The sequence below is a fragment of the Streptomyces sp. PTL18 genome, from assembly GCF_059510295.1.
In genome coordinates this window covers 39282-52503 of the sequence record NZ_JCAJZO010000033.1, presented here as the reverse complement: position 1 = coordinate 52503, position 13222 = coordinate 39282, and the positions used below count along the sequence as shown (strand labels likewise).

1 protein-coding gene is annotated in these 13222 nt (G+C 75.3%); it reads left to right on the top strand.

Annotation, left to right across the window (positions count from 1 at the left end; translation table 11 throughout):
- Nucleotides 1-13194: type I polyketide synthase (locus AC5WS8_RS34975; protein ID WP_496107548.1), on the top strand; the 13194-nt coding region annotated here is incomplete at its 5' end.
- Nucleotides 13195-13222: the final 28 nt, after the last annotated feature.

Here is a 13222-nt window from a genome sequence, read left to right as displayed (position 1 = left end):
GTCAACGGGCCGCTCTCCCTCGTGGTGTCCGGCACCGAGGACACGGTGCGGGAGATCGCCGCCGCCGTCGAGGCGCTCGGCCGGCGCACCCGGCGGCTGCGCGTCAGCCACGCGTTCCACTCCCCGCTGATGGAACCGGTCCTCGCCGACTTCCGTGCCGTCGCCGAGACCCTGTCCTACGCCGCGCCCCGCATCCCCGTCGTCTCCGACGTCACCGGGGCTCCCGCCACCCCCGAGGAGCTGACCTCCCCGGAGTACTGGGTCCGGCACGTGCGGAACGCGGTACGCTTCGCCGACGGCGTGGGCACGCTCGCCGCCCAGCACGTCACCCGCGTCCTGGAAATCGGCCCCGACTCCACCCTGACCACCCTGGCCGCGTCCTGCCCGGACCTGGCGGACGCCCTGCACGTGCCCGCGCTGCGCGACGACCGTCCCGAGCCGCGCGCCCTGCTGGAGGCCGCCTCCGCACTGTTCACGCGTGGCGCGGACGTCGACTGGACGGCCGCCCTGCCCGCCCTGACCCGGGCGTCGCGGACCGCGCTGCCCACCTACGCCTTCCAGCGCCGCCGCTACTGGCTGGAGGTGCCCGCCGACGCGGGCGACGCCTCCGCACTGGGGCTCGACGCCACCGGCCACCCGCTGCTCGCCGCCGCCGTACGGGTCGCGGACAGCGACGCGGTCGTCCTCACCGGACGGCTGTCGCTGCGCTCCCACCCGTGGCTGGCGGACCACCGGCTCGGCGGCCACGCCGTCGTGCCCAGCACCGCCTTCCTCGAACTCGCCGTCCACGCGGGCGACCACGTGGGCTGCGACGAGGTGCGCGACCTCACCCTGCAGGCGCCGCTGACCGTGCCCGAGCGCGGTGCGGTCCGCATCCAGGTCCGCGTCGGCGAACCCGACGCACGCGGCACCCGGCCCGTCGCCGTCCACTCCGGCGATGACGACACGCCGTACGACGAGACCGTCTGGACGCGCCATGCCGAAGGCCTGCTCGCGCCCGCCGGCACCGCCGCCGCGCAGACGGACACGCCGCTCGCCGACTGGCCCCCGGCCGGGGCCGAACCCGTCGACATCGCCGACCTGTACGACCGTCTCGCCGCCGGCGCCGGCCCGGTGTACGGCCCGGCGTTCCGCGCGCTGAGCGCCGTATGGCGGCACGGCGACGACGTGTACGCCGAGGTCGCCCTCCCCGACGGGGAACGGGACGGCGCACGCCGGTTCGCCCTGCACCCGGCGCTGCTCGACGCGGCCCTGCAGCCCCTCGGACTCGGCCTGCCCGCCGGACTCGACGACGCACTGCTGCTGTTCGCGTGGCAGCGCGCCGTCCTCCACGCCGACGGCGCCGGCACCCTGCGCGTCCGCCTCACCCGGACCGGCGAGAACACACTGGCCCTGCTCGCCGCCGACACCTCCGGCCGGGCCGTCCTCACCGTCGACTCCCTGCGGCTTCGCCCCGTCGCCGCCGAGCAGGCCCCGACGGCGAGCACCGACCGTACGGACGCGGCCACGACCGAGGACGCCGCAGGGACCGACGCGCACCGCGCGCCCACCACCGTCCCCGCCCGGGCGCGGCGCCGTCGCGCCGCCGACGACTCCGGGGACGCGGGCCGGGGCACGGGACTCGTGGACCGGCTCGACGGCCGCTCCCCGGCCGAACGGCAGCGCGTCCTGCTGGATCTCGTCCGCCGCACCGTGGCCGCCGTCCTGAACTACGCCGACGTCGACGAGGTGGAACCCGGCCGGGTCTTCAAGGACCTCGGGTTCGCCTCCATCACCGCCGTCGAACTGCGCAACCGGCTCAGCGCCGACCTCGGCGTCCTGCTGCCCGCCACCCTCGTCTTCGACCACCCCACCCCGCTCGCGCTCGCCGCGCACCTCGACACCGAACTCTTCGGCACGGCAACCGACCCGGCGGCGCCCGTCGCCGCCCACGCCCGCCTCGACGACGACCCGATCGTCGTGGTCGGCATGGCCTGCCGCTACCCGGGCGGCATCACCAGCCCGGAGGAGCTGTGGGAGCTGGTGGTCAACCGGGGCGACGGCATCTCGCCCTTCCCCACCGACCGCGGCTGGGACCTGGCGAAGCTGTACCACCCGGACCCCGACCACCCGGGCACCTGCTACGCCCGCGAAGGCGGCTTCCTGCACAACGCGAGCCACTTCGACCCCGGCTTCTTCGGCATCTCCCCGCGCGAGGCCCTGGCGATGGACCCGCAGCAGCGCCTGCTGCTGGAGACCTCCTGGGAGGCACTGGAGCGGGCCGGCATCGACCCGGCGTCCCAGCGCGGCAGCCTCACCGGTGTCTTCGCCGGTGTCACCTACCAGGACTACATCGGCATCCTCGGCGCCGCGAAGGACAGTTTCGAGGGGTACATCGGCACCGGCAACTCGCCGAGCGTCCTGTCCGGCCGCATCGCCTACGCCCTCGGCCTTGAGGGCCCGGCGCTCTCCGTCGACACCGCCTGCTCCTCCTCCCTCGTCGCCCTGCACCTCGCCGTGCAGTCCCTGCGGCAGGGCGAGTGCGACCTGGCGCTCGCGGGCGGCGTCACCGTGATGTCGACGCCGGGCTCGCTCATCGAGTTCAGCCGGCAGCGCGCACTCGCCGAGGACGGCCGCTGCAAGCCGTTCTCCGCGGACGCCGACGGCGCCAGCTGGGCCGAGGGCGTCGGCATGGTCGTCCTCGAACGCCTCTCCGACGCCCGGCGAGGCGGCCACCCGGTCCTCGCCGTCGTCCAGGGCAGCGCCCTCAACCAGGACGGCGCGTCCAACGGCCTCACCGCGCCCAACGGCCCCTCCCAGCAGCGCGTCATCCGTGCCGCCCTGGCCGGCGGCGGCCTCACCCCGGCCGACGTCGACGCCGTCGAGGCGCACGGCACCGGCACCACCCTCGGGGACCCCATCGAGGCGCAGGCCCTGCTCGCCACCTACGGCCGGGAGCGGCCCGCGGACCAGCCGCTGTGGCTCGGCTCGCTGAAGTCCAACATCGGCCACGCGCAGGCGGCGGCCGGTGTCGGCGGCGTCATCAAGATGGTCATGGCCCTGCGCCACGGCGTCCTCCCGGCCACGCTGTACGCCGGAACGCCGACCCCCGAGGTCGACTGGTCCGCGGGCACCGTACGGCTGCTCGACGAGTCCGTGCCATGGCCCGAGACCGGCCGCCCGCGCCGCGCCGGCGTCTCCTCCTTCGGCATGAGCGGCACCAACGCGCACGTCGTCCTCCAGCAGGCCCCCGACGACATCGCCGAGAGCCCGTCGGACGGGACCGGCCGCGGGGACGACACCGAGCACGCCGCGCGCCTGCCCCTCGTCCCCGCGCCGCTGTCCGCCCGCACCTTTGAGGGGCTGCGCGCGCAGGCCGGCCGGCTCCTCGTCCACCTGCGCGAACAGCCCGGCACCGGCCTCGCCGACCTCGGACTGTCGCTGGCCACCACCCGCACCGCGTTCCAGCACCGCGCCGTCGTCCTCGCCGCCGACCTCGACGGCCTGGAGCGCGGCCTGCGCGACCTCGCCGAGGACCGCATGGCCGGTGACGTCGTCCGCGGCGTCGACCGGCGCGGCACCGGACCCGTCCTCGTCTTCCCCGGCCAGGGCGCCCAGTGGCCCGGAATGGGCCGCGAACTCCTCGACACCGCACCGGAGTTCGCCCGCCGTATCGCCGAGTGCGAGGAAGCCCTGGCACCCTGGGTGGACTGGTCGCTGACCGCCGCCCTGCGCGGCGGACCCCACGCGCCCGACCTGGACCGGGTGGACGTCGTCCAGCCCGTCCTGTGGGCCGTCATGGTCTCCCTCGCCCACCTGTGGCGCGCGCACGGCGTCGAACCCGCCGCCGTCGTCGGACACAGCCAGGGCGAGATCGCCGCCGCCGTCGTCGCCGGCGCGCTGTCCCTTCGGGACGGCGCGCGCGTGGCCGCCCTGCGCAGCAAGGCCATCACCGCCATCGCCGGCGACGGCGGCATGATGTCCGTGCCGCTCCCCGCCGACCAGGTGCGCCCGCGGCTGGAGCGCTTCGGCGACCGGCTCGCCGTGGCCGCCGTCAACGGCCCCGGCTCGGTCGTCGTCTCCGGCGCCGCCGACGCCCTGGACGAGCTGTTCGCCGAACTGACCGGCGAGGGAGTCCAGGCCCGCAAGGTCGCCGTCGACTACGGCAGCCACTCCGCGCACGTCGAACCCCTGCGCGGCCCCGTCCTCGACGCGCTCGCCGGGCTGGAGCCCCGCCCCGCCGAGATCCCCTTCCGGTCCTCGGTGACCGGCGACTGGCTCGACGACGACACCGTCCTCGACGCCGCCTACTGGTACACCAACCTGCGCGAGACCGTCCGCTTCGAGGACGCCGTACGCGGCCTCCTCGCCGCCGGCCACCGCGCCTTCATCGAGGTGTCCCCGCACCCCGTCGTCGCGTTCGGCGTGCGCGAGACCATCGAGGACGCCGCCGTCGACGCCGTCGTCCTCGGCACCCTGCGCCGCGACCGGGGCGGCCACGACCGGTTCCTGACCTCACTCGCCGAGGCCCACGCCGAGGGCGTCCCCGTGGACTGGCACAGCGTCTTCGCCGGGACCGGCGCCCGCCGCGTCGACCTGCCGACGTACGCCTTCCAGCGCACGCGGTTCTGGCCCGAACTGCGCGACGACCTCACCGACCCCGCCGCCGACCCCGCCGCCGCCGTCTCCGACGAGGTGGAGAGCCGCTTCTGGCGCACCGTGGAGGAAGAGGACCTCGACGCTCTCACCGCCACCCTCGACCTCGGCGGCGACACCCCGCTGCGCGAGGTGCTGCCCGCGCTGTCCGCCTGGCGGCGCAGCAGCAGGGAGCAGTCCACCGTCGACGGCTGGCGCTACACCGTCGGCTGGACCCCGCTCACCCAGGACACCGCGGGCGCACCCCCGGCCGGCACCTGGCTCCTCGCCGTGCCCGCCGCCGCCCACCCGCTGGTCGACGCCACCCGGCGCGCCCTCACCGACCACGGCGTGCCCGTGCGTGTCGTCACCGTCGACGGCGCCGCCCCCGGCAGCGACCGCGCCCACCTGGCCGCTCTCCTCGCCGACGCCCTCACCGACACCGGCGACGAAGGCACTCCCACCGCGGACGACCTGGGCGGTGTCCTCTCCCTGCTCGCGCTCGACGAGACCCCGCACCGCGACCACCCGTCCGTGCCCGTGGGCCTCGCCGGCACCCTTGCCCTGCTCCAGGCGCTCGGTGACCTCCGGATCGCCGCACCCCTGTGGTGCGCCACCCGCGGCGCCGTCGCCGTCACCGGCGCGGAAGCCGTCCTCAGCGCGCCCCAGGCCCTCGTCTGGGGCCTCGGCCGGGTCGCCGCCCTGGAGCACTCCGACCGCTGGGGCGGCCTGATCGACCTGCCCGCCGACCTCGACCGCCGCGCCGGCGACCGGCTGTGCGCGCTGCTCGCCCGCCCCGACGGCGAGGACCAGACCGCCGTCCGTCCCGCCGGCACCTACGGCCGGCGCCTCCGGCGCGCCCCGCTCGCCGACGCCACCGCGCCCGGCGATCCGTGGCGGCCGCGCGGCACCGTCCTCGTCACCGGCGGCACCGGCGCGGTCGGCGGACACGTCTCCCGCTGGCTCGCCTCCCTCGGCGCCGACCACCTGCTGCTCACCAGCCGCCGCGGCGCCGACGCGCCCGGCGCGGACGAGTTGCGCGCCGACCTCACCGCCCTCGGCGCCGGCCGCGTCACCATCGCCGCCTGCGACGTCACCGACCGGGACGCCCTGCGCGACCTGCTCGACACGATCCCCGAGGACCAGCCGCTCGACGCGGTGCTGCACGTCGCCGGCCACCTCGACGACGGCGTCATCGACGCCCTCGACGCCGGCCGCATGGACCCGGTGCTGCGCACCAAGGCCACCGCCGCCCTTCACCTGCACGAACTGACCGCCGACCTGGAGCTGTCCGCGTTCGTCCTGTTCTCCTCGACGTCCGGCACCATCAGCGGCCCCGGCCTCGGCAACTACGCCCCCGGCAACGCCTTCCTCGACGCGCTGGCCGCCCGGCGCCGCGCCCAGGGTCTGCCCGCCACCGCCGTCGCCTGGGGCCACTGGGCCGACGGCGGCATGGGCGAGGGCGCCGTCGGTGAACGCCTGCGCCGCTACGGCGTCTACGACATGCAGCCCGAACTGGCCTGCCAGGCACTGCAGCAGGCCCTCGACCACGACGAGACCTACGTCGCGGTCACCGACATCGGCTGGGAACGATTCGCGCCGGCCTTCACCGGCTCCCGCCCCAGCGCCCTGCTGCGCGATCTGCCCGACGCCCGGCGCGTCCTCGCCCCCGCGAACGGCACCGCGTCCGGGCAGAACACGGCCGACGCCTTCGGCGGGGACGCGGCCGACGGGGACCGGCCGGCGCTCGTCCGCCATCTGGCGGGGCTGAGCGGCGCCGAACGCGCCGACGCCGTCCTCGACGTCGTCCGCGGCTACGTCGCCACCGTCCTCGGCCACCCCGGACCGCAGGCCGTCGAGCCGACCCGCGCCTTCAGTGACCTCGGCTTCGACTCGCTCAGCGCCGTCGAACTCCGCAACGGCATGAACAGGATCACCGGGCTGCGCCTGCCGGCCACCCTGGTCTTCGACCACCCCAACTGCGTCGAACTCGCCCGCATGCTGCTCGCCGAACTCGGCGACACGACGGACGGCGACGACCGCCTGCCCTCCCCGGCGGGCCCCGCCGCCGGCGCGGCGGCGACCGATGACGACCCGATCGTCATCACCGCGATGAGCTGCCGCTTCCCCGGCGGGGTCAGCGCCCCCGAGGACTTCTGGCGGCTGCTCGCCGACGGCACCGACGCCATAGCCCCGTTCCCGGCGGACCGCGGCTGGGACGTCGACAACCTCTACCACCCCGACCCCGACCACCCCGGCACCTGCACCGCGCGCGAAGGCGGATTCCTGCAGGACATGGCCGGCTTCGACCCCGGCTTCTTCGGCATCTCGCCGCGTGAGGCGCTGGCGATGGACCCGCAGCAGCGGCTGCTGCTGGAGCTGGCCTGGGAGGCGTTCGAACGGGCCGGGATCGATCCGACGAGCCTGCGCGGTTCCCGCACGGGAGTCTTCGCCGGCACCAACGGCAACGACTACACCCCGCTCCTCGTGGCCTCGGGCGAGGACGTCGGAGGCCACCTCGGCACCGGCAACGCCGCGAGCATCGTCTCCGGCCGCGTCTCCTACGTGCTCGGCCTGGAGGGCCCCGCGGTCACCGTCGACACCGCCTGCTCCGCCGCCCTGGTCTCCCTCCACCTCGCCGTCCAGGCCCTGCGCTCCGGCGAGTGCGACCTGGCGCTGGCCGGTGGTGTGACGGTGATGTCGACGCCGGGTCTCTTCCTGGACTTCTCCCGTCAGCGGGGTCTGGCCTCGGACGGGCGGTGCAAGGCGTTCTCGGACGCGGCGGACGGTGCCGGGTTCTCGGAGGGCGCGGGTCTGGTGCTGGTGGAGCGGCTGTCGGATGCGCGGGCGGCGGGGCGCCGGGTGCTGGCGGTGGTGGCGGGCTCGGCGGTGAACCAGGACGGTGCGTCCAACGGTCTCACGGCGCCGAACGGGCCGTCGCAGCAGCGGGTGATCCGGCGGGCGCTGGCCGGTGCCGGGCTGAGTCCGGCGGACGTGGACGCGGTGGAGGCGCACGGCACGGGCACGACGCTGGGTGATCCGATCGAGGCGCAGGCGCTGATCGCGACGTACGGTCAGGACCGGGATGAGCCGTTGTGGCTGGGGTCGGTGAAGTCGAACATCGGTCACACGCAGGCCGCCGCGGGTGTGGCGGGTGTGATCAAGATGGTGCTGGCGTTGCAGCACGGGGTGCTGCCGCGCACGCTGCACGCCGAGGAGCCGTCGTCCCACGTGGACTGGTCCGCCGGCGCGGTGGAACTCCTGGGCGACCACGTCGAGTGGCCGCGCACCGAGGGGCGGACCCGCCGAGCGGGCGTGTCCTCCTTCGGCCTCAGCGGCACCAACGCCCACGTGGTGCTGGCGGAGCCCCCCGCCGGGGACGCGCCCGAGGAGGTCACGGGTGACGCCGGTGGGCTGATCCCGTGGGTCGTCTCCGGTCGTACGGCTGCCGCGCTGCGGGCGCAGGCCGGGCGGCTGGCGGAGTTCGTCACCGGTGACGAGGGTCCGAGCGTTGCGAGGGTGGCGTCCTCGCTGGTGCGGTCGCGGTCGTTGTTCGAGCACCGGGCCGTGGTGTGGGGCGCGGACCGGGAGGATCTGGAGCGGGCGCTGCGGGCGGTCGCCGTCGGTGAGGAGGCGGTGAACGCGGCGACGGGCACGGCCCGCAGTGATGTGCGCACGGCGTTCCTCTTCGCGGGCCAGGGATCGCAACGCTGCGGTATGGGGCGGGAGCTGTATGACGCGTATCCGGTCTTCGCGGACGCCTTCGACGCGGCCTGCGCCCACCTGGACACCGAACTGCCGCGCCCGCTGCGCGAGGTCGTGTTCGGCGAGGACCAGGAGGCCCTGAACCGGACGGAGTACGCCCAGCCGGCGTTGTTCGCCCTGGAGGTGGGCCTGTTCCGGCTGCTGGAGTCGTGGGGTGTGCGGCCGGATGTGCTGGCGGGTCACTCGGTCGGTGAGATCGCGGCGGCGCATGTGGCCGGGGTGTGGTCGCTGGCGGACGCCTGCCGCCTGGTCGCGGCGCGTGGCCGGCTGATGCAGGCCCTCCCGGCGGGTGGCGCGATGCTCGCCGTACAGGCGTCGGAGGAGGAGGTGCTGCCGCTGCTCGACGACGAGCGGGTCGGTATCGCCGCCGTCAACGGCCCCAGCGCGGTCGTCGTCGCAGGCGCCGCCGGGGCCGTGGAGGAGATCGCGGGGTACTTCCGGGCCCGGGACCGCAAGGTCACCGCGCTGCGGGTCAGTCACGCGTTCCACTCGCCGCTGATGGAGCCGATGCTCGGCGACTTCCGCAAGGTCGCGGAGAGCCTGACCTACAACCGGCCCGGGTTGGGCCTGGTTTCGACCGTCACGGGTGAGGTGGCCGCTGCGGAGGAGTTGACGTCCCCGGACTACTGGGTGCGTCATGTCCGTCAGGCGGTGCGCTACGCCGATGCGGTGGAGGCGCTCGTCGGGCGGGGTGTCGGCCGGTTCGTGGAGCTGGGCTGCGACGGCACCCTGACCGCCCTCGCGCAGGACTGTCTGGACGAGCCCGGGGCGTCGGTGCTGGTGCCGGTGCTGCGCAAGGACCGTCCCGAAGCCGACGCCCTGCTGGGCGCGCTGGCGCGGCTGCACGTCGACGGGGCGGGGGTGGACTGGGCGGCGCGGCTTCCCGCCACCGCGCCGGTGCCGCTGCCGACGTACGCCTTCCAGCGCCGCCGCCACTGGCCGAACCTCACCGGCGTCACCCTCGGCGACCTCGGCTCGGCGGGCCTCGGCTCGGCCGAACACCCGCTGCTGGGAGCCGCCGTACGCGTGGCCGGCAGCGAAGAGGCACTGTTCACCGGGCGGCTGTCGCTGCGCACGCACCCCTGGCTGCGCGACCACGCCGTCACCGGCACCGTCCTCTTCCCGGGCACCGGCTTCCTCGAACTCGCCCTGTGCGCTGCCGGACAGCTCGGATACGACCGGGTGGAGGAACTGACCATCGCCGCCCCGCTCGTCGTGCCCGAACGCACCGGACGCCTGGTGCAGGTCCGGGTCGGCGCACCGGACGACGACGACACGCGCACCCTGGAGGTCTACTCGCGGGCCGAGGACGCCCTCGACACCGACCCGTGGACGCTGAACGCCGGCGGTTCCCTTGTGGCCGGCCCGGCGCCCGCGGCCACCGAGGCGGCCGACCTGGCCGCCTGGCCGCCGCCGAACGCCGAACCCGTCTCCGTGGACGACTTCTACGACCGCTTCGCCGAGGCCGGATTCGCCTACGGGCCGGTCTTCCGCGGTCTGCGTGCCGTCTGGCGGCGCGGCGAGGAGGTCTTCGCCGAGGTCGGCCTGCCCGACGACCACGAGCGACTCGCGGGGGACTTCGGCATCCACCCGGCGCTGCTGGACTCCGCCCTGCACGCGATGATGTTCGTGTCGCTCGCCGAGGCCGGTCAGGGACGGCTGCCGTTCTCCTGGAGCGGCGTGTCGCTGCGGGCGTCCGGCGCCCGTGCCCTGCGCGTGCGCATGGTGCAGGCCGGTCCGGAGGCCGTCGCCCTGCAACTGGCCGACCCCGCGGGCGGCGCCGTCGCCTCCGTCGAGTCGCTGCTGCTGCGCCAGGTCTCCGGCGACCTCGCCGCCCGCGCCGGGTCCGACGGCCACCGCGAGGGCCTCTTCCAGGTCGACTGGACCAAGCTGACCGCGCCCGAGTCCACGGCCGCCACGGCAGCGGTGGTCGGCGACACGGGGCTCCTGCCCGGTGCGGCCGTCCACCCGAGCCTGGACGAGCTGCCCACGGCGGTTCCGGCGACGGTGCTGTTCCCCGTGACAGCTCCGCGGGCTGCCGCCGATGTGCCGGAAGCGGTGCGTGCCGCGACCAGCCGGGTCCTGGACGCCGTACGCGCATGGCTCGCCGAAGACCGCTTCGAGGGCTGCCGCCTGGTCGTGGTGACCGAAGGCGCCGTTGCGCTCGACGCCACCGGGCCCGACCCCGCGCTCGCCGCGGTGTGGGGCCTGGTACGGGCCGCCCGCGCCGAGGCGCCGGACCGGTTCGCGCTGGTCGACACCGACGGCACCGACGCCTCCCGCGCCGCGCTGGAAGCGGCGCTCGCCTGCGGGGAGCCGGAAGTCGCCCTGCGCGACGGCGACCTGTACGCCCCGCGTCTGGGGCGCGTCCCGGTGGGCGGTCAGCTCCCGCTCCCGGTGGGCGAGCCGGCCTGGCACCTCGACAGCATCGAGAAGGGCACCCTGGACAACCTCGCCCTCACCCCGTTCCCCGAGGCGTCCGCCGAGCTGGCGGAGGGCCAGGTTCGGATCGCCGTGCGGGCGGCGGGCCTCAACTTCCGTGACGTCCTCAACGCGCTCGGCATGTACCCCGGAGAGGCGGGGCCACTCGGCGGCGAGGGCGCCGGTGTGGTGACGGAGGTCGGTCCGGGTGTCACCGGGCTGGCCGTCGGGGACCGCGTGATGGGCATGTTCCCCGGCTCCTTCGGCCCGGTGGCGGTCGCGGACGTGCGGACGGTGGTCCGGATTCCGGCGGGCTGGTCGTTCGCGCAGGCGGCTTCGGTGCCGATCGTGTTCCTGACGGCGTATTACGCGCTGACGGATCTCGGCTCGCTGCGGGCCGGGGAGCGGGTCCTGGTGCATGCGGCGGCCGGCGGTGTCGGCATGGCCGCCACCCAGCTGGCCCGCCATCTGGGGGCGGAGGTGTTCGGTACGGCGAGTGCCGGCAAGTGGGGCACGCTGCGGGAGCTGGGTCTGGAGGGGGAGCATGTCGCGTCCTCCCGTGACACCGGCTTCGAGGCGGCGTTCCTCGCCGCGACCGGTGGTGCCGGTGTGGACGTCGTACTGGACTCGCTGGCCGGTGAGTTCGTGGACGCGTCGTTGCGGTTGCTGCCGCGGGGTGGACGGTTCCTGGAGATGGGCAAGACCGACGTCCGCGACCCGCAGGCGGTGGCGGCCGGGCACGCCGGTGTGATGTACCGGGCGTTCGACCTGTGGGAGGCCGGTCCGGAGCGGATCGGGCGGATGCTGGCCGATCTGGTGGAGCTGTTCGAGGCCGGTGCGCTCAAGCCGTTGCCGGTCACGTGTTGGGATGTGCGGCGTGCGCCGGACGCCTTCCGCCATCTGTCGCAGGCGCGGCATGTCGGCAAGGTGGTCCTCACGGTCCCGGCGCCGCTGAACCCGGATGGCACGGTGCTGGTGACCGGTGGCACGGGTGGTCTGGGCGCGCTGGTGGCCCGGCATCTGGTGACCGAGCACGGTGTACGGCATCTGCTGCTGGCGAGCCGCCGCGGCGCGGAGGCGCCCGGTGCAGCAGAACTCGTCGGTGAGCTCGGCGAGTCGGGAGCGCGGGTCGAGGTGGTTGCCGTGGACGTGGCCGACCGGGACCAGCTCTCTGCCGTGCTCGGTGCGGTTCCGGCCGAGCACCCGCTGACGGCGGTCGTCCACACCGCCGGTGTCCTGGACGACGGCGTGGTCTCCGCGCTCACCCCCGACCGGCTGGTCGGGGTACTGCGGCCGAAGGTCGACGCGGTGGCCCATCTGCACGAGCTGACCCGCGATGCGGACCTGGCGGCGTTCGTGATGTTCTCGTCCGTCGCCGGTACCTTCGGCGGTGCCGGGCAGGCCAACTACGCGGCGGCGAACGCCTTCCTGGACGCCTTCGCATCCGGCCGCCGCACCGCCGGACTGCCCGCCGTGTCCCTGGCCTGGGGCCCCTGGGCGCCCGGCACCGGTATGACGGCCGAGCTGTCCGAGGCCGACCTGCGGCGCATGGCCCGCGGCGGCATGCGGCCCCTCAGCGCCGAACAGGGCCTGCGACTGCTGGACGGGGCGGCCCTGGCGACCGTGGCGGCCCCCGCACACCGGGCGCTGCTGCTGCCGGTGGACCTCGACCTGAAGGCGCTGCGCGCCCACGCCGAGGCCGTACCGCCGCTGCTGCGCGGTCTGGTTCGGGCGCCCGCACGGAAGGCGGCCGACACGGCGGCGGGCACGCAGGCCGAGCCGCAGGACCTCGGCGCCCGGCTGGCCGCGCTCGCCCCGGCCGACCGGGAGCAGTACCTGGTCGACCTGGTGTGCGCCCAGGCGGCGGCCACGCTCGGCCACGCCTCAGGCGACGAGATCGAACCGGACCAGGCGTTCAAGGAGCTCGGCTTCGACTCGCTCACCGCGGTGGAACTGCGCAACCGGCTGGGCGCGGCCACCCGGCTGCGGCTCCCGGCCACGCTGGTGTTCGACCACCCGACGCCGACGGTGCTGGCCGGTCATCTGCTGGCGCGGATCACCCTGCCGGAGGCGTCCGGCACCCAGCAGACCGACGGCCCGGCCGCCGCCGCGACGGCGGCTCCGCTGCTGGCCGAACTCGACCGGCTGGAGGCCGCGTTCGCCGCCGTCACGATCGGCGGCGACGACCGCGCGGCGATCACTTCCCGGCTGCAGCGGCTGACGGCGAAGTGGCAGGAACCGGCAACAAAGGGCAGCGGTGCCGGACACGACAACGGCACCGGCTCCGGGCAGTCCGGAGCGGCACTCGCCGACGTCGACGACGGAGAACTCGACTCCGTCGAGACGGCGGACGAGCTGTTCGACCTCATCGACAAAGAACTCGGGATGTCGTGATCAGCCGCGGGAAACCGTTGGCATCGGC